The sequence below is a fragment of the Blastococcus sp. SYSU DS0669 genome (assembly GCF_054050895.1).
Genome location: NZ_JBJHAE010000001.1, coordinates 369722 through 393495, shown reverse-complemented (window position 1 = coordinate 393495; position 23774 = coordinate 369722). Strand labels below are relative to the sequence as shown.

The 23774-nt window shown below is 75.4% G+C and carries 19 protein-coding genes and 1 tRNA gene; 10 read left to right on the top strand and 10 right to left on the bottom strand.

All coding sequences use genetic code 11. The annotated features are described in order from the left end of the window. Nucleotides 1–34 precede the first annotated feature (34 nt). From ACI792_RS01845 to ACI792_RS01835, 3 genes are all read right to left on the bottom strand, one after another. Nucleotides 35–2728, bottom strand: coding sequence for an ATP-binding protein (locus ACI792_RS01845; RefSeq protein ID WP_456601063.1), 2694 nt, complete (start codon nucleotides 2726–2728; stop codon nucleotides 35–37). 74 nt (nucleotides 2729–2802) lie between these two features. Then, the gene (gene serC / locus ACI792_RS01840) at nucleotides 2803–3915 is read right to left on the bottom strand and encodes a phosphoserine transaminase (RefSeq protein WP_456601062.1); all 1113 of its coding nucleotides are present in this window, start codon (nucleotides 3913–3915) and stop codon (nucleotides 2803–2805) included. Between the two features lie 92 nt (nucleotides 3916–4007). Then, nucleotides 4008–5129 carry a citrate synthase 2 gene (locus ACI792_RS01835; RefSeq protein WP_456579476.1) on the bottom strand — a complete coding sequence of 374 codons (1122 nt, stop codon included), beginning with the start codon at nucleotides 5127–5129 and terminating at the stop codon, nucleotides 4008–4010. 154 nt (nucleotides 5130–5283) lie between these two features. Between ACI792_RS01835 and pdxH the strand changes: the two genes are divergently transcribed. Together pdxH and ACI792_RS01825 are read left to right on the top strand one after the other, a co-directional pair. Beyond that, nucleotides 5284–5931, top strand: a complete 648-nt coding sequence (gene pdxH / locus ACI792_RS01830; RefSeq protein WP_456601061.1) for a pyridoxamine 5'-phosphate oxidase — start codon at nucleotides 5284–5286, stop codon at nucleotides 5929–5931. Next, on the top strand, nucleotides 5928–7253 hold the full coding sequence (locus tag ACI792_RS01825) for an MFS transporter (RefSeq protein WP_456601060.1): 1326 nt from the start codon (nucleotides 5928–5930) through the stop codon (nucleotides 7251–7253). The genes pdxH and ACI792_RS01825 overlap by 4 nt, the downstream gene beginning before the upstream one ends. Before the next feature lie 113 nt (nucleotides 7254–7366). Here ACI792_RS01825 and ACI792_RS01820 read toward each other — a convergent pair whose 3' ends face one another. Beyond that, on the bottom strand, nucleotides 7367–8035 hold the full coding sequence (locus ACI792_RS01820; protein WP_456601059.1) for a UdgX family uracil-DNA binding protein: 669 nt from the start codon (nucleotides 8033–8035) through the stop codon (nucleotides 7367–7369). A 143-nt stretch (nucleotides 8036–8178) separates the two neighbouring features. Between ACI792_RS01820 and ACI792_RS01815 the strand changes: the two genes are divergently transcribed. The 6 genes from ACI792_RS01815 to ACI792_RS01790 all read left to right on the top strand — a co-directional run bounded on the left by ACI792_RS01815 (nucleotide 8179) and on the right by ACI792_RS01790 (nucleotide 16233). Next, entirely contained in the window at nucleotides 8179–9087 is a 909-nt protein-coding gene (locus ACI792_RS01815; protein ID WP_456601058.1) for an ABC transporter ATP-binding protein, read from the top strand. After that, entirely contained in the window at nucleotides 9084–10268 is a 1185-nt protein-coding gene (locus tag ACI792_RS01810; protein WP_456601057.1) for an ABC transporter permease, read from the top strand. Before ACI792_RS01815 ends, ACI792_RS01810 begins: the two co-directional genes overlap by 4 nt. Before the next feature lie 37 nt (nucleotides 10269–10305). Continuing rightward, nucleotides 10306–11286: a TIGR03557 family F420-dependent LLM class oxidoreductase gene (locus ACI792_RS01805; RefSeq protein ID WP_456601056.1), complete on the top strand. Its 981-nt coding sequence runs from the start codon at nucleotides 10306–10308 to the stop codon at nucleotides 11284–11286. 94 nt (nucleotides 11287–11380) lie between these two features. Then, nucleotides 11381–12238 (top strand): tetratricopeptide repeat protein, encoded by an 858-nt coding sequence (locus tag ACI792_RS01800; protein WP_456601055.1) that lies wholly within the window; start codon nucleotides 11381–11383, stop codon nucleotides 12236–12238. Between the two features lie 106 nt (nucleotides 12239–12344). Beyond that, nucleotides 12345–15167: a phosphoenolpyruvate carboxylase gene (gene ppc, locus ACI792_RS01795; protein ID WP_456601054.1), complete on the top strand. Its 2823-nt coding sequence runs from the start codon at nucleotides 12345–12347 to the stop codon at nucleotides 15165–15167. After that, nucleotides 15160–16233, top strand: a complete 1074-nt coding sequence (locus ACI792_RS01790) for an inositol monophosphatase family protein (RefSeq protein WP_456601053.1) — start codon at nucleotides 15160–15162, stop codon at nucleotides 16231–16233. Before ppc ends, ACI792_RS01790 begins: the two co-directional genes overlap by 8 nt. Before the next feature lies 1 nt (nucleotide 16234). Here the strand turns inward: ACI792_RS01790 and ACI792_RS01785 are convergent, their stop codons facing one another. Further along, a complete protein-coding gene (locus tag ACI792_RS01785) occupies nucleotides 16235–17644 on the bottom strand; it encodes an NADP oxidoreductase (protein WP_456601052.1) in 1410 nt (469 codons plus the stop codon). An 82-nt stretch (nucleotides 17645–17726) separates the two neighbouring features. Between ACI792_RS01785 and ACI792_RS01780 the strand changes: the two genes are divergently transcribed. Further along, nucleotides 17727–18035, top strand: coding sequence for a putative quinol monooxygenase (locus tag ACI792_RS01780; protein WP_456601051.1), 309 nt, complete (start codon nucleotides 17727–17729; stop codon nucleotides 18033–18035). Here ACI792_RS01780 and ACI792_RS01775 read toward each other — a convergent pair. From ACI792_RS01775 to ACI792_RS01765, 3 genes are read right to left on the bottom strand one after another with little or no spacing between them, the layout of a single operon-like run. Then, the gene (locus tag ACI792_RS01775) at nucleotides 18032–18880 is read right to left on the bottom strand and encodes a hypothetical protein (protein WP_456601050.1); all 849 of its coding nucleotides are present in this window, start codon (nucleotides 18878–18880) and stop codon (nucleotides 18032–18034) included. The two genes, ACI792_RS01780 and ACI792_RS01775, sit on opposite strands and share 4 nt — an antisense overlap. A 37-nt stretch (nucleotides 18881–18917) precedes the next feature. Then, nucleotides 18918–19727 (bottom strand): Fpg/Nei family DNA glycosylase, encoded by an 810-nt coding sequence (locus ACI792_RS01770; protein WP_456601049.1) that lies wholly within the window; start codon nucleotides 19725–19727, stop codon nucleotides 18918–18920. 34 nt (nucleotides 19728–19761) lie between these two features. Beyond that, nucleotides 19762–20082 (bottom strand): GNAT family N-acetyltransferase, encoded by a 321-nt coding sequence (locus ACI792_RS01765; protein WP_456601048.1) that lies wholly within the window; start codon nucleotides 20080–20082, stop codon nucleotides 19762–19764. Nucleotides 20083–20264: 182 nt separating this feature from the next. Here ACI792_RS01765 and ACI792_RS01760 point away from each other — a divergent pair. Further along, nucleotides 20265–20337, top strand: a tRNA-Arg gene (locus ACI792_RS01760). A gap of 279 nt (nucleotides 20338–20616) precedes the next feature. On the opposite strand, the gene ACI792_RS01755 is transcribed toward ACI792_RS01760, so the two are convergent. Together ACI792_RS01755 and ACI792_RS01750 are read right to left on the bottom strand one after the other, a co-directional pair. Then, nucleotides 20617–22539, bottom strand: a complete 1923-nt coding sequence (locus ACI792_RS01755) for a hypothetical protein (protein WP_456579461.1) — start codon at nucleotides 22537–22539, stop codon at nucleotides 20617–20619. Next, entirely contained in the window at nucleotides 22536–23771 is a 1236-nt protein-coding gene (locus tag ACI792_RS01750; protein WP_456579460.1) for a hypothetical protein, read from the bottom strand. Before ACI792_RS01750 ends, ACI792_RS01755 begins: the two co-directional genes overlap by 4 nt. Between the last annotated feature and the right edge of the window lie 3 nt (nucleotides 23772–23774).

The window sequence follows — 23774 nt, the reverse complement described above, 5'->3', positions numbered from 1 at the left end:
CCGGTGGGCGAGCCTCGACTCCCGCGCCGGCGGCTCAGCCGGCCGGCCGCAGCGCCGACCGGATCCGGACCGTCGTCCCCTTGGGGCTCGGGACGGCGGTGACCTCGGCGACGGCGCTCATGATCGTCGAGCCGCGGCCGCGGTCCATGCTCGGGACGCGCTCCCGCCACTGGCCGTGGTCGCGGACGGTGATCTCCACGACGCCGTCCTCGACGACCGCGATCACCTCGATGACCGGCTCGGTCGGGTGCTGGGCGTGCTCGATCGCGTTGCTGGCCGCCTCGCACGCTGCCAGGAGGAGGTCGTAGGACTGCTCCTCGCCGACCCCGGCGTCGGCCAGCAGGCTGCGGAGTCGGCGGCGCACGACGGGGATGGACGAGAGCGCGGACGGCAGCCGCCAGTGCGCCCGGTGCCCACCGTCCGGGGTGCCGGGCCGGGGCTCGGGAGCGGGCACCGGCCCCGGCCGCCCGACCGCCGTGGCGACCAGCAGGGCGGGCAGTGGGGAGGTCGCTGGCGGGGGTGGCTCGGCGACCCCGCCGGGCCCTGCCGGGGCCACGGCGCGCCCGGCTCCCCGCTCGAGCGCCACCCGGACCCGGGCGAGCAGCTCCGCGGCGCGGAACGGCTTGGCCAGGTAGTCGTCGGCGCCGGCCTCCAGCCCCTCGACGGAGGCTTCCTGCCCGGCCCGCGCGGTCAGCATGATCACCGGGAGGTGGCGGGTGGCCGGGTCGGCGCGCAGCGCCCGGAGCAGCTCGAAGCCGTCCACCCCGGGCATCATCACGTCGGTCAGCACGAGGGCCGGGCGCCGCTCGGCCACCGCGGCGAGCGCCTCCTCGCCGTCGGCCGCCGTGCGCACCGCCCAGAAGGGCCGCAGCAGCCGGGCCAGGTAGCCGCGCATGTCGGCGTTGTCGTCGACCACGAGCACCTCGGCCGCGTCCGGGGAGCCGTCGGGCCGCCCGGACGGGCGTGAGCCGGCCTGCTCCCAGCCCTCGGCCTCCCCGCGGGCGGCGTCGGAGGGGGCGGCCGCGTCGCCGTCGGTCGCGGTGTCGGGGGTGCCGTACGGCAGGGCGACGGTGAAGGTGCTGCCGCGCCCCGGCTCGCTGGTGACCGTGACGGTGCCGCCGTGCAGCGCGGCGAGCTCCTGCACCAGCGCCAGGCCGATCCCGGTGCCCTCGCGCGTCCGGGCGGCCGCCCCGGCGACGCGGTGGAAGCGCTGGAACAGCCGGGGGAGCTCCTCGGCGACGATGCCCACGCCCGTGTCCGCGACGGTGAGCACGAGGCGGTCGTCGGTCCCGCGGAGGGCCACGTCGATCCCGCCCACGAAGGTGTACTTCACCGCGTTGGCGAGGAGGTTGACGACGATCTTCTCCCACATGCGGGGGTCGACGTGGGCCGCGCGGTCCAGGGGCGGGCAGTCGACGGTGAGGCGCAGCCCGGCCCGCTCGGCGGCCGACCGGAAGATGCCGGCGAGCTCGGCGGTGAAGGTGGCCACGTCCGTCTCGACCCGCACCGGCGTGGCCCGCCCGGCCTCGATGCCGGCGAAGTCCAGGAGGTCGTCGACCAGGCGTCGCAGCCGCCGGCCGTTGCGGACGGCCAGGGTGACCAGCTCGCGCACATCGGGGGTGAGCGCGACGTCGGGGTCTTCGAGCACGTCGACGAGCGGGCCCAGCAGCAGGGTGAGCGGCGTGCGCAGCTCGTGGCTGACGTCGGCGAAGAACGTCGTCTTGGCGCGATCGAGCTCGGCGAGGGACTCGGCCCGCCGCCGCTCGCTCTCGAACGCCCGGACGGTCGTGACGGCGGCGGCGAACTGCCCGGCCATCACGTCGTGGAAGGAGGTGTAGTCCGCGTCCAGTGCGCGGTTCGGGTTGCGGCCGACCACCAGCCGGCCGAGCGGTCCGCCGTCGCCGCCGGTGGGCAGCGGCAGCACCACCGCATCGGTGACCGGATCGCCGAACGGGCCGCCGACGACTCCGAGCGCGGCCACGTCGCCGGGGAACCCCGCCGGGTCCAGCGGTGCGGTGGCCGGCAGCAGGTCGGCGGGGCACCCGGCGGCGGACACCAGGCGGAACCGCGCGTCGCCGGGCTCGGCCAGGTACACCGCGGCGAAGGGTACGTCCAGGCAGTCCTGGGTCAGTGTCCGGCACATGGCGGCGACCACCTCGGCCTCCTCGCCCAGCTGCGTGCCCACGGCGGCGAGCTGGCGCAGCAGGTGCTGGCGGCGGCGGCCGAGCACCTCGTGGGTGACCTCGGCGCAGACGGCGTGGATGCCGGCGACCCGGCCGTCGTCGTCGAAGGCCGGTGCGTGGGAGACGGTGAAGTAGGTCTCCTCCCGGTACCCGGCCCGCTCCAGCGGCAGCAGCAGCTCGGGCATCCACGACGCGTCGAGGGTGCTCATCGCGTGCTCGATGGGTGGCCGCAGGGCGTCCCACGTCTCGGGCTGGGTGAGCCGGATGTCCTTGCCGATCGCCGGGTGCTTCGCGCCGAGCACCGGGGCGTAGGCGTCGTTGTAGAACTGCAGCAGGTCGGGGCCCCAGCAGACGATCATCGGGAACCGCGAGACCAGCACCGTGCGGACGGCCATGCGAAGGCTCACCGGCCACGTCTCGACGGGGCCCACCGAGGTCGCGGACCAGTCGAAGGCCGCCATCAGCCGCGCGGCCTCGCCCCCGGCGGCGAAGAGCTCACCACCGTCGGCGCCCGCGGGCACACCGGGTCCCACACCCACCTCCACCGAGAAACCCTGCACGACCCCCCGGTCGGCTGCCCGACCGGCTCCGGCCCCGCGGGGGCCGGCTCCCGCCGCCCTTACAGGCGCTCCACGACGTAGTCGATGCACGCCGTCAGCGCCTGCACGTCGTCCGGGTGGACGGCGGGGAACATGCCGACCCGCAGCTGGTTGCGGCCGAGCTTGCGGTAGGGCTCCACGTCGACGATGCCGTTGGCGCGCAGTGTCGCGGCCAGCGCCGCGGCGTCGACGGAGCCGGCGAAGTCGACGGTGCCCACGACGTAGCTGCGGTGGTCGCGCTCGGTGACGAACGGCGCGGCGTACGCCGACCGCTCCGCCCAGCCGTAGAGCCGCGACGAGGACTCGCGGGTGCGCTCGACGGTGCCGGTCAGGCCACCCAGGGACAGCATCCAGTCGATCTGGTCGGCGAGCAGGAACAGCGTGGCGACGGCCGGGGTGTTGTAGGTCTGGTCCTTCGCGGAGTTCTCGACGGCGACGGAGAGGTCGAGGAAGCCGGGCACCCAGCGGCCCGACGCCTTGATCTGGGCGATCCGCTGCAGTGCGTCGGCCGACATCAGCGCCACCCACAGCCCGCCGTCGGCGGCGAAGGACTTCTGCGGGGCGAAGTAGTAGACGTCGGTCTGCGAGACGTCGACGGGCAGGCCGCCGGCGCCGGAGGTGGCGTCGACGAGCACGAGGGCGTCCTCGGTGCCGCTGGGCCGGGAGATCGGGGCCATGACGCCGGTCGAGGTCTCGTTGTGCGCCCACGCGTAGGCGTCGACGCCCGGGGTCGCGGCCGGCACCGCCAGGGAACCGGGCAGGGCGGTGACGACGACCGGGTCGCCGAGGAAGGGCGCCTCCGCCGCCGCGGCGGCGAACTTCGCGGAGAACTCGCCGTAGGTGCCGAAAGCGGCGCGGTCGCGGATCAGCCCGAACAGCGCGGCGTCCCAGAAGGCGGTGGTCCCGCCGTTGCCGAGCACCACCTCGTAGCCGTCCGGGAGGTCGAACAGCTGGGTGAGCCCCTCCCGGATCCGGCGGACCAGCGCCCGCACCGGGGCCTGGCGGTGCGAGGTGCCCATGACCGCCGCCCCCGCGCCGGCCAGGGCGCGCAACGCCTCGGGGCGCACCTTGGACGGCCCGCACCCGAACCGGCCGTCGGCCGGCAGCAGCGCGGCGGGGATGGTGACGGTCATGCCGGGCGAAGCCTCTCGAGGTGACGTGCTGGAACATCCACCCTTCCCCCCACGCCGAGCTCGCGAGGCGTGGGGGGAAGGGTGGTCCTTCGTCAGGCCGGCTGGGCGGCCTGGTGGTTGATGGTGTCCCAGCCCTCGACGGCCTCGGGCTTGCGGGGCTCGGGCCCGATGTAGCGGGCCGACGGGCGCACGAGACGGCCGGTGTTCTTCTGCTCGAGGATGTGCGCGCACCAGCCGGCGGTGCGGGCGCAGGTGAACATCGAGGTGAACATGTGGCTGGGCACCTCGGCGAAGTCGAGGACGATCGCCGCCCAGAACTCCACGTTGGTCTCGACCGGCCGGTCGGGGCGCCGCTCGCGCAACTCCTTGAGGGCGGCGTTCTCCAGGGCCAGGGCGGCCTCGAAACGCGGGGCGCCTAGCTCCTGCGCCGACCGGCGCAGCACGCGGGCGCGCGGGTCCTCGGCGCGGTAGACCCGGTGGCCGAAGCCCATCAACCGCTCCTTGCGGTCGAGCAGGTCCTTCACGTACTTCTCGGCGTCGCCGGTCTTCTCGACGTCGTCGAGCATGTGCAGCACCCGGGAGGGGGCGCCGCCGTGCAGCGGGCCGGACATCGCGCCGATCGCGCCGGACATGGCGGCGGCGACGTCGGCGCCGGTGGAGGCGATGACGCGGGCGGTGAACGTCGAGGCGTTCATCCCGTGCTCGGCGGCGGAGGTCCAGTAGGCATCGACCGCGGCCACGTGGCGGGGGTCGGGCTCGCCGCGCCAGCGGACCATGAAGCGCTCGACGATCGTCGCGGCCTCGTCGATGCGGCTCTGCGGGACGGCGGGGACGCCGATGCCGCGGGCGGACTGGGCGACGTAGGACAGCGCCATCACCGCGGCGCGGGCCAGCTGGTCGCGCGCCTCGTCGGCGCTGATGTCGAGCAGCGGGCGGTAGCCCCAGAAGGGGGCCAGCATCGCCAGGGCGGCCTGCACGTCGACGCGCACGTCGCCGCTGTGCACCGGGATGGGGAACGGCTCGGCCGGCGGCAGCCCGGGGCCGAACTTGCCGTCGACCAGCAGCGCCCAGACGTTGCCGAAGGTGACCTTGCCGACCAGGTCCTCGATGTCGACGCCGCGGTAGCGCAGTGCACCGCCGTCCTTGTCCGGTTCGGCGATCTCGGTCTCGAAGGCGATGACGCCTTCCAGGCCGGGTACGAAGTCGTCGGCCATCTCGCATGCTCCTCTGCGCGCGGACCACGTGCGCGCAGGGAACTGGCGCACGGATTGCCTGCCGACCCTAGGCCGTCCACCCCGCGCCGGCACACGGGGGGCGGTGCGAGCGCCCTCCCGAGCCGCCGCGCGCGCCCGGTGTCAGCATGACGGCGTGCCCGACCTGACCCGCATGCGGAACGACTACACGCTGGGGCGGCTGCGCGAGGAGGAGCTCGCCCCCACGTGGGTCGAGCAGTTCGACCGCTGGTTCGCCGACGCGGTCGCCGCAGAGCTCCCCGAGCCCAACGCCGTCGTCGTGGCGACCGCCGACGCCGACGGCGCCCCGGACGCCCGGATCGTGCTGATGAAGGGCTACGACACCGACGGCATCGTCTTCGGCACCAGCTACGCCTCGGCCAAGGGTGCGCAGCTGGCGGTGAATCCGCGGGCCGCGCTCGTCTTCCCCTGGCACGCGCTGCAGCGGCAGGTGCGGGTGGGCGGGCGGGTGGAGCGGATCGGCGACGCCGCCTCCGACGGGCTGTGGGACCCCCGGCCGCGCGGGTCGCAGCTGGCCGCCGTCGCCTCGGTGCAGTCGACCGTCGTCGACTCCCGGGAGGAGCTCGAGGCGCGCGTGCGGCTGCTGGACGAGCAGACGCCGGAGGGGAAGCTGCCCCGGCCCGAGGTCTGGGGTGGCTACCGGGTGGTGCCCGACCGGGTGGAGTTCTGGCAGGGCGGCGCGGACCGGTTGCACGACCGGCTGCGGTTCGTGCGCGACTCGGCCGAGGGCGGGGGCTGGATCGTGCAGCGGCTCGCGCCGTGAGCCAGCCGGTCGACCCGGTCGAGGGCGGTGCGCCGGTCGAGGAGCCCGTCCCGGAGCGGGTGCGCCGGCGGGGCTGGGCGATCGACACCACGCCGCTGCGGGACCCGCGCTTCCGGCGGCTCTTCTGGGGCATCGCCACCACCACGATCGGCCAGCAGATGACGCTGGTGGCCGTCCCCTTCCAGGTCTACCTGCTGACCGGCTCGTCGTTCATGGTCGGCGTGACGTCGATCGTCGCGCTCGTCCCGCTGGTCGTCTTCGGGCTCCTCGGCGGCGCGATCGCGGACGCCATGGACCGCCGGCGGCTGCTGGTGGTCACCTCGGTCGGCGCGGCGGTGACCAGCGCGCTGCTCGCGGCGCAGGCGCTGCTCCCGGGTGGGGGGAACCTCGTCCTCCTGTGGATCCTCACCGCGGCGGTCTCCGCCTTCACCGCCGTCAACTCACCGACCCGCTACGCCGTCATCCCGGCGCTCGTGGGCACGGCCGGCGTGCCCGCCGCGAACGCGCTCGCCATGACCGTCCGGCAGATCGGCGTGATCGTGGGCCCGCTCCTCGCGGGGCTGCTGATCGGCCTCGGGTCCCTGTTCACCGCCTACGCCATCGACGCCGTCGGTTTCGTGGTCGCCGCCGTGCTGCTCCGCGGGCTGCCGCCGCTGCCTCCGGGCCGGGACGCCGGGAAACTGCGGCTGGGTGCAGCCGTGCACGGGGTCTGGGAGGGCTTCGCGTTCCTGCGCACCCAGCCCGTGCTGCTCATGACGTTCGTCGTCGACGTCATCGCGATGCTGTTCGCCTGGCCCCAGGCGGTGTTCCCCGAGCTGTCCGAGACCCGGTACGCCGACTCGCCCAACAGCCTGGGCTGGCTGTTCGCGGGGATCTCGATCGGCGCGCTGGTCATGGGGCTGACCTCGGGCTGGGTGTCGAAGGTCGACCGGCAGGGCGCGGTCGTGATCGTCTCGATCGCGGTGTGGGGCGTGGCGATCATCGGCTTCGGCTACGCCCCGACGCTGTGGCTGGCGGTGCTGTGCCTGGCCGTCGCGGGGGCGGGGGACATGGTGAGCGCGGTGCTGCGCAGCGCGATGCTTCAGACGGCGGCCCCGGAGGAGATGCGCGGCCGGATGCAGGGCGTCTTCATCGTCGTGGTCACGGGGGGCCCGCGGCTGGGCGACCTGCGCGCCGGTGCGCTGGCCAGCGCTGCGGGCGTCTCGTTCGCGATGGTGTCCGGCGGCGTCGTCGTGGTGCTCGCGATGGTCGCCGTCGCGCTGCTGGTGCCCTCGTTCTGGCTGTTCCGGGCCTCCCGCTCGACCGTCGACCGCACCGGCTGACGGAAGGTCCGGCCGGGCTCGCCCGCCCCCGAGAGTGGCGAGGCCGGCCGGACGCCGGGAGGGCATAACCGGCACCTGCCGTTCCTACTCACCGGTACTCCCGGAGAGTGGGATCAGGCCAGTGTGGCGGCGACCGTGCGCAGGTCGGCGACCAGGGCGTCGTAGGCGGCGGCGCGGGCCTCGCCGGGGGTGCGCAGGATCGCCGACGGGTGCGTGGTCGCGAGGATCCACGTCTGGTGCGGCGCGTCCTCGTCGTCATCCTCGGTGGGCGCCGGCGCGCCCGGCGGCGTCCAGGGCAGCAGCTGCCCGTGGTCGCGGGTGATGCGGAACGACGGGGAGATCAGCCCCTTGGCCGCCGTCGCGCCGAGCGCCACCACCACGTCGGGCTGCAGGATGGCGAGCTCCGCGTCGAGCCACGGCCGGCACGCGCGCAGGTGCTCCGGCCGCGGCGTCTGGTGGATCCGCCGCTTGCCCTTCACCGTGTGCGAGAAGTGCTTCACCGAGTTGGTGACGTAGCTGTCCCGCCGGTCGATGCCGGCGTCGGCCAGGGCCTTGTCCAGCAGCCGGCCGGCCGGACCGACGAAGGGCTCGCCCTTCCGGTCCTCCTGGTCGCCCGGCTGCTCGCCCACGAGGACCACCCGGGCGGTCTCGGGCCCCTCGCCGAACACCGTCTGGGTGGTGTCCTGCCACAGCTCGCAGGCCGTGCACCCGGCCGCTGCCGACCGCAGCTGCTCCAGGCCCACCCCGGAGGGCGGCTGGGCCACGCCGTCGCGCTCGCTCATGGGCCGATGAGACCGCACCGGCGCGGCGGTCGCGAGGTGAACAGTCGGGGTCGATTCACCCCCGGGGGCGGGTCGGTCGGCCCGCGGTGATCGTGAGCGCCGCTACGGTTTCCGGCGGTGGTGCCGGCAGCAGGAGGAGACAGGTGCTCGAGTTCGACGGGCTGCAGAAGAGCTTCGGCGACCTCCGCGTCCTCGACGGCGTGGGCTTCGCGGTGGCGCCGGGGTCGATGTTCGGCTTCTGCGGCTCCAACGGGGCGGGGAAGACGACGACGATGCGGATCGCCATGGGGCTGGTCAGGCCCGACGCGGGCGAGGTGCGCTGGCAGGGCCGCCCGCTGGACGAGGCCGCCCGCAGCCGCATCGGTTACATGCCGGAGGAGCGCGGGCTCTACCCGAAGATGAAGGTCGGCGAGCAGGTCACCTACTTCGCCCGGCTGCACGGCATGGACGCCGCCGCCGCGGCCAGGGCGTCGGAGGAGTGGGTGGGCCGGCTCGGCCTCGGTGACCGCCGCGGCGACCCGGTGGAGAAGCTGTCGCTGGGCAACCAGCAGCGGGTGCAGCTCGCCGCCGCCCTGGTGAGCCGGCCCGAGGTGCTCATCCTCGACGAGCCGTTCTCCGGCCTCGACCCGGTCGGCGTCGACTCCCTGGCCGAGGCGCTGCTGGAGCAGGTGCGCACCGGCGTCCCCGTCGTCTTCTCCAGCCACCAGCTGGACCTCGTCGAGCGGCTGTGCGACTCGGTCGGCATCCTCGCCCGCGGCCGCATGGTCGCCACCGGCACCGTCGACGAGCTGCGCCGGCGCGAGGCGGGCCGGTTGCTCCGGGTCGTCGTCCCCGACGCGCCGCGGGGCTGGGCCGACGCGCTGCCCGGCGTCCGCGTGGTCTCGGAGTCCGCCGGTGACACGCTGCTCGACCTCGGCGCCGGCGGCGACGACCAGGCCGTCCTCGCGACCGCCGTCCGCACCGGGCGGGTCACCCACTTCGCCTGGCGCGAGCCCACCCTCGTGGAGCTGTTCCGCGAAGCCGTCGCCCAGCCGCAGGAGGTGGCCGCGTGACCGCGCCGAGCACCCTGAGCAGCACCGCCAAGGTCCGGCTGGTCGCTGCGCGCGAGCTCTCCACCCGGATCCGGGACAAGAGCTTCATCATCAGCTCGATCGTCATCCTGGTCGCCATCGTCGGTGCGATGGCCTTCCAGGTGGTCGTCAGCTCCGGCGGCGACGGGACGCGGGTCGGCGTCGTGGGCGGCGCCCCCGCCGTGACCGCCTCTCTCGAGGCCCAGGGGGAGGCGCTGGACGTCGACGTCACCGTGGTCGAGCTCGACGACGAGGCCGCCGCCCGCGCCGCGGTGGACGCCGAGGAGGTCGACGGTGCCCTGCTGGCCGGCGCCGACCCGGAGCTGCTGGTGCGCGAGTCCGCCGGCGGGGCCCTGCAGGCGGTCGTGCAGGGCGCGGTCGGCCAGCTCGCCGTCGCCGAGCAGCTCGCCGAGGCCGGCCTCACCGGCCTGGACGTGCCCGAGGTCGAGGTCACCCCGCTGGAGAGCGGCGCCGCGGCCGACGGCCAGCGGGTCGTCACGGCGATCATCGGTGTCGTCCTGCTCTACAGCCTGCTGATCCTGTTCGGCCAGTTCATCGCGCAGGGCGTGGTCGAGGAGAAGGCAAGCCGGGTCGTCGAGCTGCTGCTGGCGACCATGCGCCCGTGGCAGTTGCTCGCCGGCAAGATCCTCGGCCTGGGGGTGCTGGCGCTGGGCCAGATGGTGCTGATCGGCGTCGTCGGCGTCGTGGGGGTCCTCGCCTTCGACGTGGTCGAGGTGCCCGGGGAGCTGATCGGCACCGTGCTCACGGTGATCGCCTGGTTCCTGCTCGGCTACGCCTTCTACGCCGCGGTCTTCGCGGTGGCGGCCTCGCTGGTGAGCCGCCAGGAGGACCTCGCCACGGTGCTCATGCCGACGTCCATGGTCCTGATCGTCGCCTTCTTCGTCGGCATCCAGGCCGCCTCCGACCCCTCCGGCGGCCTGGCCCGGGTGACGTCGTACGTGCCGGGGCTCTCGCCGCTGGTCATGCCGGTGCGGCAGGCCGCCGGCGACGTCGCTGCCTGGGAGGTCGGGCTGGCCGTGGCGCTGATGCTGGCCGCCATCGCGCTGATCGTCCGGCTCGGCGGCCGGGTCTACGCCGGGGCGCTGCTGCGCACCAGCGGGAAGATCAAGGTCCGGGAGGCGCTGCGCGCCGAGCGCGTCTGAGGATTGGCCGCCGGGGCGGGCCGGGTAGCCGGGCGGCATGGCGATGCAGCTGGGCTACACGATGATGACCGAGCAGGCCGGGCCGAGGGACCTCGTCCGCCACGTGGTCGGTGCCGAGGAGGTGGGCTTCGACTTCGCCGTCAGCAGCGACCACTACTTCCCGTGGCTGGACGAGATGGGTCACTCGCCCAACGCCTGGGTGACCCTGGGCGCTGCGGCGCAGGCCACCAGCCGCATCCCCCTGATGACCTACGTGACCTGCCCCACGTTCCGCTACCACCCGGCGGTCGTGGCGCAGCAGGCCGCGACCCTGCAGATCCTCTCCGAGGGGCGCTTCACCCTGGGCCTCGGCGCGGGGGAGAACCTCAACGAGCACGTCGTCGGCGGCGGGTGGCCCGGGGCCGACGTGCGGCACGAGCGGATCGTCGAGGCCCTGGAGATCATCCGCGACCTGTTCGACGGCAAGGGGTACACCAACTTCCGCGGCGAGCACTTCGACGTCGAGTCCGCGAAGCTCTGGGACCTCCCGGAGAAGCGGGTGCCCATCGGGTTCGCCGCCGGCGGGAAGCAGGCGGCCAGGATCGCCGGTGAGCTGGCCGACGTCCTGATCGCGACCGACCCCCTGAGCGAGCTCGTCGAGGAGTTCGAGGGCGCCGGCGGTGCCGGCAAGTCCAAGATCGCGCAGATGCCGATCAGCTTCGGCGCCGACGAGGAGGCCGCGGTGCAGCGGGCGCACAGCCTCTTCCGCTGGTTCGGCCTGGGCTGGAAGGTCAACGCCGAGCTGCCCGGTCCGGCGGCCTTCGAGGGCGCGTCCCAGTTCGTCACGCCGGACGACGTCGCCGGGTCGATCCCCTGCGGCGACGACGTCGAGGCGGTCATCGAGGCCGCCGGGGAGTACGCCGAGGCGGGGTTCACCCACCTGGCCCTGGTGCAGATCGGCGGGGACCAGCAGGAGCCCTACCTCGACTGGGTGCGCAGCTCGCTGATGCCGGCCTGGCGCGAGGCCTTCGGCAGCTGATCGGGTGATCCCGCCGCCGCGGGCCGCTCCCTTGGGGTGAGGTCCGGCCGCGAGGGGGCGCGCCGCGCGCCCCCTCGCCGCGATCATCGGCGGCATGACCGAGGACCTGGACGGGCGGCTGCGGCGGCTGCTCGCCTCCGACGACGCCGACGCGCTGATCGACCTCGGCTGCGACCTGGCCGACGCCGGCCGGCAGACCGACGCCGAGGCCTGCTTCCGCCGCGCGTTCGACCTGGGTGACTCGGTCGCCGCGTTCAACCTCGGCAACTCCCTCGCCGCGCAGAGCCGCTGGGAGGAGGCGGTCGACGCCTACGAGGTCGCACTGCGCGGCGGAGAGGCCGACGCCTGGCGCAACCTCGGCCTGGTGCTGGAGGACCTCGGCGACCTCGCCGGAGCCATGCGCGCCTACCGGGGCGCCGCGGCCGCGGGCGACCTGGAGGGCGGGCTGCAGCTGGCCTTCCTGCTCCGCGAGCAGGGTGAGCGCGAGCAGGCCATGGCGGTGGCCGAGGAGTTCGCCGCCGCCGGCGACGAGGAGGCGGCGGCCGTCGTCGCCTGCTGGCGCTGGTGCTCGTCGCTGGACCCGGCCCTGGAGGAGGACCTCCGCGCCGGCCAGCACCACTTCCCGGCCGCCCGCGCCGACCTCGCGCACCTCCTGCGCGAGACCGGCCGCGCGGCAGAGGCCCGCTCGGTGCTCGAGCGTGGCGCCAAGCTCGGCGAGCAGGTGGCCTGGCTGCCGCTGGGCAACCTCTACCGCGAGGAGCTCGGCGACGAGGAGGCGGCCGAGGAGGCCTACCGCAGCGGCATCGCCGCCGGTGATCCCTACTGCCACCAGAACCTCGGCGTGCTGCTGGCCGACCGCGGCGACCTCGAGGGGGCGGTCGAGCAGTTCCGCCTGGGCGCGGCGGCCGGCGACCAGCTCGCGGCGCAGTGCCTTTGGGAGCTCGAGCACTGAGAGGACCCCGTCCTCCTCATCCCTCGCGGGCTCGGGGTGAGCCGCTGGACGGGGCCTGTATCGGGGGCGACACGAATGCGTCACCTGCATCCCCGATAATCGCGGTGTGAGCGAAGCCACTGTCGACGTCGCCGATCTCCGCCGCCACGGTGCGCCTGGTGCCGCTGACCGGGCGGACGACGAACCGCTGCGGGAGGACATCCGCCTCCTGGGGCGCGTCCTCGGCGAGGTGATCGGCGAGCAGGCCGGGCCCGACGTGCTGGAGCTGGTCGAGTCCACCCGCGTCGAGGCGTTCCGCATCCGCCGCTCGGAGGTGGACCGCGCCGAGCTCGCCGACCGGCTCGCCGGGCTCGACGTCCGCTCGGCCAACCACGTCATCCGCGCTTTCAGCCACTTCTCGCTGCTGGCCAACCTCGCCGAGGACATCCACCACGAGCGCCGCCGGCGGCACCACCGGCGCGCGGGGTCCCCACCGCAGCAGGGCAGCCTGGCGGCGGCGTTCGCGCTGCTGGACGAGGCGGGCGTCCGCGAGGACACGGTCGCCCGCGAGCTCGCCGGCGCCCTGGTCTGCCCGGTCGTCACCGCCCACCCCACCGAGGTGCGCCGCAAGACCGTGTTCCAGGTGCAGCGGCAGGTCACCGAGCTGATCCGGCAGCGCGACCGCGCCGCTGACGGCGACGTGGACCCGCAGTGGTCGGCCCGGCTCTGGCGCTCGGTGCTGACGCTGTGGCAGACGGCGCTGCTGCGGCTCTCCCGGCTGCGGCTGACCGACGAGATCGACGAGGCGCTGCGCTACTACGAGCTCTCGCTGTTCGAGGTGGTACCGGCGATCAACGCCGAGGTGCGCCGCGCGGTCGAGCAGCGCTGGCCCGGGGCCGGGGTGCTGCGCCGGCCGATGCTGCTGCCCGGCTCGTGGATCGGCGGCGACCGCGACGGCAACCCCTTCGTCACCGCCGAGGCGCTGCGCCGGGCCACCTCCCGGCAGGCCGCGACGGCCCTCACGCACCACCTGGCCGAGCTCGCGGCGCTCCGCGACGAGCTGTCGATGTCCGACCGGCTGGTCACGCCGACGCCCGAGCTCTACCACCTCGCCGAGGCCTCGCGGGACGACTCCCCGTTCCGCGCCGACGAGCCCTACCGGCGGGCGCTCACCGGCATCTCCGCGCGGCTGGCGGCCACCGCCGCACGGGTGCCGGGGGCGGAGCCGGGGGACCCCGGGGCGCTGCCGCCGCTGCCCCCGTACGACGGTCCCGACGAGCTGCGCGCCGATCTGGACGTCGTCGACGCCTCGCTGCGCAGCCACGGGGCCGGGGCCCTCGCCGACGACCGCCTGCTGCGCCTGCGGGAGTCGGTCGAGGTGTTCGGCTTCCACCTGTGCGGGCTGGACCTGAGGCAGAACTCGTCGGTGCACGAGCAGGTGGTCGCGGAGCTGCTCGCCTGGGCCGGGGTGTGCGACGACTACGCCGGGCTCGACGAGGCCGCGCGGGTGGAGCTGCTGGCCGGCGAGCTGGCCCTGCGCCGGCCGCTGGTCCGGCCCGGCGCCGAGCTGTCGGAGGAGACCCGGAAGGAGCTCGACGTCCTGCTCGCCGCGGCCGAGCGGGTGGAGCTGCTGGGGCCGCGGACGATCCCGAACTACGTGATCAGCATGTGCGAGTCGGTGAGCGACGTCCTCGAGGTCGCCGTCCTGCTCAAGGAGGTCGGCCTGCTCGACCCGGCCGGCGCTTCGTCGTCCCCCACCCACCCCGGTCCCACCTGCCCGGTGGGCATCTCACCGCTGTTCGAGACGATCGACGACCTGCAGGCCGCCGCCACCACCCTCGGCGCCGTGCTCGGCCAGCCCCTGTACCGCCGGCTCCTGGCCAACCGCGGCGACGTGCAGGAGGTCATGCTCGGCTACTCCGACAGCAACAAGGACGGCGGCTACCTCGCCGCCAACTGGGCGCTCTACCGGGCCGAGCTGGACCTGGTCGAGCTCGCCCGCCGCGAGGGCATCCGGCTGCGGCTCTTCCACGGCCGCGGCGGCACCGTGGGCCGCGGCGGCGGGCCCAGCTACGAGGCGATCCGCGCCCAGCCGCCGGGCGCGGTGGCCGGCGCGCTGCGGGTCACCGAGCAGGGGGAGGTGATCGCCGCCAAGTACGCCGACCCCGACCTCGCCCGGCGGAACCTCGAGGCGCTCGTCGCCGCCACCCTGGAGTCGACGCTGCTCGACGTCGAGGGGCTCGGCGCCGACGCGGAGGAGGCCTACGCCCTGCTCGACGACCTCGCCGCCCGCGCTCAGCGCGCGTACCGCGAGCTGGTGCACGACACCCCCGGGTTCGTGCAGTGGTTCCGCGCGGCCACGCCGATCGGCGAGCTGGCCGAGCTCAACATCGGCAGCCGCCCGCCCTCGCGGAAGGCCGGGGACTCCATCGCCGACCTCCGGGCGATCCCGTGGGTGTTCAGCTGGTCGCAGACGCGGATCATGCTGCCCGGCTGGTACGGCACCGGCTCCGCGCTCGAGGAGTGGGTCGGGGACTCCGCGGAGCGGCTGGAGCGCCTGCGCGAGCTGCACCGGCGGTGGCCGTTCTTCCGCACGGTGCTGTCCAACATGGGCATGGTGCTGGCCAAGACCGACCTCGGGCTCGCGGCCCGCTACGCCGAGCTCGTGCCGGACGAGGAGCTGCGCTCCCGGGTCTTCGACACGATCGTCGCCGAGCACGAGCGCACCTGCCGGATGGCGCTGGCGGTCACCGGCGACGACGACCTGCTGGCCGACAACCCGTCGCTGGCCCGCTCGATCCGCAACCGGTTCCCCTACCTCGAGCCGCTGCACCACCTGCAGGTCGAGATGCTGCGGCGGCGGCGCGGCGGGGAGGACGACGAGCTCACCAGCCGCAACATCCAGCTGACCATCAACGGCATCGCGACCGCGCTGCGCAACAGTGGCTGAGCCGGGGCTGCGCACCGCGACCCGCTGCGACCTCCCGGCCGCGGCGGAGGCGCTGGGGCTGTCGCCGGCCGCGCTGGCCCCGGCGGTGCTCGACCCCTGGGCGCGGGTGCTGGTCGGCGACGAGGGCCAGGTGGCGCTGGTCCGCCGGCAGTGGACCGAGGACGCCACCGCGGTCGCCGTGGTCATCCGCCGGGCGGGGGTGCCGCTGGACCACCCGGTCGTGCTCGCCGCCGCGGCCGCGTGGGGCTGCGACCGGGTGCGGCACCTCGCGACCGGCCGGTCCGTCGAGGTGCCGGCGCCCCCCGCCGACGCGCCACTCCCGCTGCGCTTCGCCCACCTGGCCGCGCTGGCGGCCACCCGTGTGGAGACCGCGGTCGCGCTCGCCCACGGCACCGGGGAGGCGCGGACCAAGCACGACGGCAGCCCCGCGGTCGCCGCCGACGACGCCGCCCACGCTGCTGCCGCCGCCGTCCTGGGGAACCTGGGCGTGCCGGTGCTCAGCGAGGAGAGCCGCGACACCGTGGTCGCCGCCGGGCGGCCCTGGATCGTGCTCGACCCGCTCGACGGCACGGGGAACTTCGCCGCCGGCCTGCCGCCGTGGGCGTTCTCCGCCGCGCTGGTGCACGAGGGCCGGCCGGTGGCCGGGCTGGTCGCCGACCTCTCCTCGGGGCGGCGGTGGGCCGCGGTCGAGGGGCACGGCGCGGTGCGCGACGGGGTGCCGGTGCACACCCGGGCCGGCGGCACCGTCGTCGTCCCCAGCGGGCCGCGGGGCGGGGCGGTGGCGGTGCCCGCGACGGCCCGCCGGGTGCGGATCACCGGCTGCACCGCCGTCGACCTCTGCCTGGTCGCCGACGGTGCGGCGGCGGCCTGGCACGACCTCGACCGCGGCGGCACCCACGTGCACGACGTCGCCGGCGGGCTGGCGGTGCTGCTGGCGGCCGGGGGCGCGGTCCTCACCGACCGCGGGGAGCCGCTCCGGCTGCTGCCCGACACCGGCGCGCTGATCCGCTTCGTGGCCGCCGCCGACGAGGCGGCGGCGCGGGAGCTGCTGGCCGCACTGCGCTGACTCAGCGCCCCCGGGCGGCGGCCTCCCGCACGGCGGCCAGCAGGGACTCGCGCTCGTGCAGGGTCGTGCGGGCCCGGCCCCGGCTCGCGCCGAGCGCCTGCTCGGCGGCGTCGATGGCCCGCCAGTCGTCGAGCAGCACCGGCTCGGCCCCGCGCGCCTGCAGGGTGCGCACCAGGTCGTCGGCCGGGCCGCGCACCCGCAGCGCGCCGTCCGCGGCGTCCGCGAGCAGCGCCGCGACGGTCTCGCGGGCGTCGTGCTTGTTGTGCCCGACCACCCCGGTGGGGCCGCGCTTGATCCAGCCGGCCACGTACTCGCCGGCCGAGGGCGCGCCGTCGCGGAGCACCCGGCCCACGCCGTCGTGGGCGACGGTGCCGGTGCGCCGGTCGACCGGCAGGCCGGGCAGCGGGGTGCCGAGATAGCCCACCGAGCGCACCACGAGGTCGGCCGGGAGCACCTCGAACTCGCCGGTGCCGATCGCGCGGCCGTCGCCGTCGACGGCGGTGCGCTCCACCTCGACGCCGGTGACCCGCTCGGTCCCGAGCAGCCGCACCGGGCGGGAGTAGAAGCGCAGCCGCAGCCGCGTGCGGCCGGGCTCCGGCTCGTGGGCCGCCCACTCGCGCAGGACGGCGAGGTTGCGGGTGGCGTTGCGGTCGGCCGCCGCGCGCTCCTCGGTCTCCGCGTCGAGCTCCAGGTCGGCGGGGTCGACGAGCACGGTCGCCGCGGCGAGCCCGCCGAGCTCGCGCAGCTCCTGGGTGGTGAAGGTGGCCTGCGCCGGACCGCGGCGGCCGAGCACCGTCACCTCCTCGACGGGCGCGGCCGCCAGCACGTCGATGACGTGCTGCGGCATGTCCGTGGGCTCGAGCTCCTCGGCGGTGCGGGCGAGGATGCGCCCGACGTCGAGCGCGACGTTGCCCACCCCGACGACCACGGCGCTCCGGACGCCGGCCAGGGCCGCCTCCACCCTCGCGCGGTCGGCGTCGGGGTGACCGGTGTACCAGGCGACGAGGTCGGTCGCGGCGAGGCTGCCGGGCAGCTCCTCGCCCTCGATGCCCAGGTGCCGGTCGAGGGCCGCGCCGTAGGTGTAGAGGACGGCGTCCACGTGGGCGCGGAGCTTGTCCAGCGAGAGGTCGGTGCCGACCTCCACGTTCCCCACGAAGCGCACCAGGGGGTGGTCGAGGCTGCGGTGCAGCGTGTCGCGGATCGCCCGCATCTTCGGGTGGTCGGGGGCGATGCCGTGGCGGACGAGACCGAAGGGGGTGGGGAGCCGGTCGACCAGGTCGACGGCGACCGGGATCTCGCTCTGCCGGGTGAGTGCGTCGGCGGCGTAGATGCCGGCCGGACCGGCGCCGACGACCGCCACGCGCAGCGGGTGGTCAGCGGTCGGGGGAGGGGGAACGCCGTCGTCGACCACCCTGGCATCCTGACCCGGCCGGGGCTGCGCCACCAGGGCAATCGTCCGGGCCGTTCGATCCGCGTCGTCCCCAGGAGGCCCCGTGTCCGTCGTCGTCGTCGCCACCATCACCCCGAAGCCGGAGGAGGTGGACGCCGTCCGGGAGGCGATCCTCGCCGCCGTGCCGCAGGTGCACGCCGAGCCCGGCTGCGAGCTCTACGCGCTGCACGAGGGTGACGGCGTCTTCGTCATGGTGGAACGGTGGGAGAGCCCGGAGGCGCTCCGCACCCACGGCAAGGCCGAGGCGCTCACCACCCTGGGCGGCGCGCTGGCGGGCAAGCTCGCCGCCCCGCCGGAGGTACGCCGGCTCAGCGCCGTCCCGGCGGGGGAGCCGGGCAAGGGCGCGCTCTAGCCCCTGGTCGCGGTCGCGCGGCAGGCGTGGTTGTGGTCCAGGTCGTCCTCGATGTACTGGACCATCGCCACCCGGCCGCCGGCGACCAGCGGGTCCTCGTCGCAGCGCTGCCGGGCGTCCGCGCGGTCGTCGGCGCCGGCGAGCCAGCTGTCGAGGCCGGCCAGGTCGCTGTCCTCCGGCACCTCACCGACGATCCGGCCCCACTGGTAGCCGGTCGAGTACAGCCCCACCCGGCCGTCCCGCTCGGTCAGGTACCGGGTCATGCCCTCGAGCGCCGCCCGGTTGCGCTCGAGCGCGTCGGAGGACCCGAGCTGCCAGGTGTTCATCGTCTCGACGTCGAGCCACCACGTGTAGCGCCCGGGCCGGCTGTCCAGCTGCACCGAGCGGGCGGCGGGGCGGAAGAAGGACTCCACGCTGGTGCGCGCCCGCTCCCAGCCGTACTGCCACGAACACGCGGTCGAGTTGCTGCCGTCGCAGTCGCCGTAGGGCGTGTCGCCGTCGTCGGGCCAGGTCGTGACCAGGTGGCGCACCTGCCCGGGGTTGGCGGTGTTGAGGTAGAGCTGCAGCGGTTCCTGGCCGGGCACCTCGCCCGACGAGCCGGCGGCCCACTCCAGCTGTTCCGCGAGGCACGGGTTGGTGCGGGTCGCCAGGCCGCCGTTCACGCCGACGACGGCGAAGGCGGCGTCGTCGGGGAGCTCGGTGCCGCACTGGGGGTGGGAGACGTCGTAGCCGACGCTGCTCCGCTCGGGCTCCCGCTCGACGGGCGCGGCCGAGGCCGCGGCGGGCGGTCCCACCAGGGCGGCCACCGCGGTCAACGTGATCGCCCAACGTGACCGGTGTCTCATCCACCTCGACGGTACACGCGCCGCGAGCGGTCCCGGTTCAGACGGCCTGGCAGACCGGGCACCAGTAGAGGTTGCGCCCCACCATGACCTGGGTGCGGATCTCCGTGCCGCAGACCCGGCAGGGCAGGTCGGTGCGCCGGTAGACGTAGTGGGCGTCCTCGCGCGTCACCGCCCCGCCGCGGCGGGACCGGTCCTCGGGGCGGGTGGTCACGATGCGGCCCATCCGGACGCCGGACCGCATGAGGGTCACCAGGTCCCGCCACATGGCGGCCCACAGGTCGGCGCCGATCTCGCGGCCGGGGCGGAACGGCGAGACCCGGTGCCGGAACAGCAGCTCGGCGCGGTAGACGTTGCCGACGCCGGCCAGCACCGACTGGTCCATGAGGAGCGCACCGACCGCCGTGCGGCTGCCCGCGATGCGCCGGTGGGCGAGCGCGCCGTCGGCGCGGGGCCGCAGCGGGTCGGGGCCGAGCCTGCCCAGGATCCGGTCGACCTCCGGCGTGGTCAGCACCTCGCAGGCGGTGGGGCCGCGCAGGTCGCCCCAGACCCCGGCGCCGTCCGGCCCGTCGCCCACCCAGCGCATGCGCAGGGCGCCCTTGGCCACCGGCGGCGTGCCGACGCCGGTGAGGAACGTGCCGTAGAGGCCCAGGTGCACGTGCAGGTGGTCGCCGCCGAAGCGGGCGAACAGGTGCTTGCCGTAGGAGAAGACCTCGTCGAGCACCCGGCCGTCCAGCAGCGCGGCACCGGCCTCGAACCGCCCCTGCGGGCTGGTCACGTGCACCGGGCGGCCGGCGAAGGGGAGCTGCAGGTGCTGCGCCAGGCGGAAGAGGGTGTGGCCTTCGGGCACCCGCGCAGCCTAGGTCGCGGCCCGCGCCGCCTGCTCAGCGGTCGGCGGTCTCCAGGCCGAAGTGCGGCCGGTCCGCCGGGGCCACCAGGTCCGCCGTCTCGGGGTGCTGCTGGATGTAGTGCCGGACGAACGAGCAGTACGGCAGCACCGTGAGCCCCCGCTCTCGAGCCGCGGAGAGCACCCCGGCGACCAGCACCTTGCCGAGGCCCTGCCCGCCCATGGCGGGGTCCACCTCGGTGTGCGGGAGGGTCATCTGCCCGTTCTCGACGTGGTAGCTGGCCAGTCCGACGACGCGCTCGCCCTGCCGGACCTCGAACCGTCCCCGCTCGGGGACGTCGACCACCGTGGTCTCCATGGTTGTGACCCACCTTCCCTGACCCCCGGCCACGCTGCCGGAGCTCGGCTCGGACCCCAGCACCGTAACCCGCTGGAAGCGTGCGCTCTCTCTCCCGTACCGACGAGTCGGGTGCTCACCGGGTTCCGCCGGGCCAACCGATAGCCTCTGGGCGTCGGTCCGGGGCGAGAGATCGCGCCGTGGCCCCCGTAGCTCAGGGGATAGAGCATCGGTTTCCTAAACCGTGTGTCGCAGGTTCGAATCCTGCCGGGGGCACCCACGAGTGCTAACCGTTGACCCCCGGTCGGGCTGACCGTTGGTCACCGGTCGGCCTCCCGGGGGACGCTGAACGGCCCCGCCGGCCCCGATGAGGGGGTCCGGCGGGGCCGTCGTCGTGTGTGCGGGGTGGTCGCGGCCGCGGTCGCGGTTCCGTGGCTGCCGTGCCGCCGCCGTGGGGGCGTCCGGGGCCCTCTGCGGGCATGCCGAGGCCCCGGCGCGCCCGTCGTGGGCGCGCCGGAGCGTGGGTGGTGCGGTGCGGGGTGGTGCGGCCGGTGGCTAGGCGCCCGGTGGTGCGCCGGCGCGGGCGTCGCCGGCGGCGGCGAGCTCGCGGCGGGCGTCGATGCGCTCGCGCATCTCGTGGCGCAGCCGGTTGTGCATGCGCGGCTTGCGGGTGGCCCGCGGGGCCGGGCGGTGGCCGGCAACGGCCAGGGCGGCCGCGGCGGCGGCCTTGTCCTGGCGGGCGGTGAAGGTCTGCATCAGGCGCAGGTTGGCCGCCATCACCAGGAACAGCGTCATCAGGCTGACCCGGGCCAGGCCCATGACGCGGAACCGGCCGCGGGTGACGTTCTGCGCGGCGTCGTTCTTGACGTTGCCGAAGATGCCCTCGACGCGGTTGCGCCGGTTGATGCTGTCCCACCACTCGGCCGACCCGTGCGGCAGCGGCTGCCAGAACGGCAGCTCGGTCATCTGCACCCGGGACTTCTCCTGCCCGCAGATCTTGGGCAGCGCGCGCGGGGTGAACACCGTCGGGTCGGTCGTCGGCCGGCGCGCGCTCGGGGCCTTGCCCATCGAGTGCGGCTTGAGGTCGCAGCGCAGCGACCCGAGCAGCTTCATCGCCTTACAGCCGAAGTCCCAAGAACCGTCGTCGCGGCGGCCGCCGACGGCGTGCAGCGCGTACGGGGCCCGCTGGGCGATCTGGGCTTGGTACGCGAGGATCTCGGCCTTGGTTGCGCCGACCTTCGGCGGGGTGAGGTCGCGCAGGTGCTCGGGCAGCCGCGGGCTGTAGGGCTGCCCGTCGACGACGATCGCGCCGTTGAGCAGCGGCCAGCGGCCCTGCCCGATCTGGTGGGCGGTGAGGTAGTGCACCGAGTCGAAGCCGAGGGCGAACACCGGCCAGATCCAGTCGTCGGCCCGCTCGACCTCGGAGGTGTAGAAGCGGTCGGCGAGGATGTCGCGGCGGGGCCGGTGCTCGCGGCCGGCGGCCTCGTCGGCGCGCTCGTGGTCGGCGACCATCCGGGTGAGCAGCTCCAGCCCGGCGACGCGGGAGTCGGCGTTGGCCGCGGTCAGCTCGAGCCGCTCGGTCAGGCACGGGGTGTCGGGGCCGCCGACCTCGCCGACGCGGACCACGCCGTGCAGCCAGTAGCCGAACCAGCCGCTGCCCTTGCCGTTCCACCGGGCGTCGGGGTCGCTGATCATCTCCGGGCGGCGGGGCTGCTTGTGGAACTGGTGGGCCCAGCTGGCCACCTCGGAGGCGTCCACGGCGTAGGAGCCGGTGTGCACGGTCTCGGGCAGGGTGGCGTCCAGGCCGCGGTCGAGCACGTACCGCAGCCGGTTCAGGTTGACCGCCAGGGCCTCGGCATGCGCGGCCTCGAGCTCGCGGTGCAGGTCGCGGCGCAGCGCCCGGTTGTCCTCGCCGGGGTGCTGCTCGCGGATGGCCTCGTGGCCGGCGCGGCGGGCGGCGAGGTTGTGCGGTGAGTGCGGCGACGGATCCAGGGCATGCGCGACCTGGTTGAACAGCCGGGACACCATCCGCTCGGTGAGCCGCTCGGGCACGCCGAGGCGGTGCTTGTCCGACGGGTGCAGGGCGTTGAGCAGCGCGACCGCGTCGCGGACGATCATCGCCTGCTCGGCCAGGGCGAGCAGCAGCAACCCGACAAGCAGGGTGCGGACGCGCAGCACCCGGACGCGGCCGCCGGTGGGGCGCCTTTCCTGGGCGGGCAGCAGCGACTCGAGGTAGCCCACCAGCGGGCCGCGGTCGACAGTGGCCTCGGCCAGAGCGACCAGTGCGCGCGGCACCCGCACGACGGTCACCTTGTCCGGGCCGACCAGTGGCGCGTCGGCCGAGGCGGCGGCGAGCGCAGCCCAGCCACCGGGCCGCCCGCGGACCGGCAGCGTGACCTCCACGTCCCCGTCCGCGCCGCCGGGGCCGTCGGCGGGGTCGTCGGGCAGGACCTCGCCGGTGTGCGGGTCGATCCTCACGGCTGCTCCTGCAGGGGCGGTCGCGGGGCGGGGTGGGTGAGCCCGGGCAGCAGCAGCTGCCCGGCGGTGGGCAGCGGACCGGTGCTGCAGCGCAGCGCGGCCTCGTAGGCAGCGTCGTCGAGCGCAGGCAGCCGGGCGGACAGCGATCCGAGGATGCGCTCGCCGCCGATGCCGGCGGCGCGCAGCAGCGCCGGGTAGGGCACGCCGCCGGCCAAGACCGCGGCCAGCCAGGTGTGCCGCAGGCGCAGCGCGTTGAGCGTGAACCGCTGCTCGGCCGCCCAGCCGGAGGAGTCGATGACCCGGTCGGTGACCTGGGTGGCGCGCGGCAGCCGCTCCAGCAGCGGCCGCTCGCCGGCGGCGGCCGCGGCGTCGAGGACGGCGCCCTCACACGTGGCGAGCACGGGGATCCGCCGCGGCGACGGGCCGGCGGTCGTGAACGCGACCGCGTCCGCGGTGCGGGTGACCGCCTCGCCGGTGACGTGCACCGGCTTGCCGTCGACGACGGAGACCAGGTCCTCGTTGCGGGCGCCGGTGCCGCAGATCAGCCAGACCATCCGGGCCAGGCGCTCGCCGACGCGCCCGCCGAAGCGGGGGCTGCGGTGCGCGGCGCAGAAGTCGAGGACCTCCTCCAGCTCGGCCGCGGTGAGCGGGGCGGCGGGCTCGCCGGCGGTGAACTTCCGCGCCGGCGGCGGAGTGGAGGGCACCAGGACGCGGCCGATGGTCCGCAGCCGGGCGTTGTAGGCGGAGGCGAACTGCGGCGGCACGGTAAACGCGTCGGCTCCGTGGCCGACGCGCCCGCCGGCGAGGGTGGTGGCGACCGCGTCGGGGCCGTACCAGCCGGCGACGGTGCGGTTGGTGCCCAGCAGTAGGTGGACCCGGGCGTGCAGGCCCATCGCCCAGCCAATGTTGCCGCCGCCGCGGCGGGCGCCGGCCGGCCAGCCGACGGCCATGCCGAGGCGGACCAGGTCGGCGACCAGGGCCCACTGCTCGTCGGACAACGAGCGGTTGCGGTAGCCGGTGATCGCGTCGGTGGCCTCGGTGGGCAGCTCGGCCAGCGCGATCGCCAGCCGCACTGCCACCTCGTCCTCCGCCGGCGCCGGGTTCGTCTCGGCCGGCGGGACCGCTGTGGGGGCGGGTGCCGGCCCCGGGCGGTGGCGGCGCGGCGCTCGCGGCGCAGCCGCCGCCGGCTTGCGGGCCGCGGCGCCGCTGCGGGTGAACGCCGGGTCAGCCACGGC

Coding starts and splice junctions, on each gene's coding strand:
- serC (WP_456601062.1), bottom strand. CDS start 3,915: ATGACCGTCACCATCCCCGCCGCGCTGCTGCCGGCCGACGGCCGGTTC.
- ACI792_RS01835 (WP_456579476.1), bottom strand. CDS start 5,129: ATGGCCGACGACTTCGTACCCGGCCTGGAAGGCGTCATCGCCTTCGAG.
- ACI792_RS01820 (WP_456601059.1), bottom strand. CDS start 8,035: ATGAGCGAGCGCGACGGCGTGGCCCAGCCGCCCTCCGGGGTGGGCCTG.
- ACI792_RS01805 (WP_456601056.1), top strand. CDS start 10,306: ATGGCGATGCAGCTGGGCTACACGATGATGACCGAGCAGGCCGGGCCG.
- ACI792_RS01800 (WP_456601055.1), top strand. CDS start 11,381: ATGACCGAGGACCTGGACGGGCGGCTGCGGCGGCTGCTCGCCTCCGAC.
- ACI792_RS01775 (WP_456601050.1), bottom strand. CDS start 18,880: ATGAGACACCGGTCACGTTGGGCGATCACGTTGACCGCGGTGGCCGCC.
- ACI792_RS01765 (WP_456601048.1), bottom strand. CDS start 20,082: ATGGAGACCACGGTGGTCGACGTCCCCGAGCGGGGACGGTTCGAGGTC.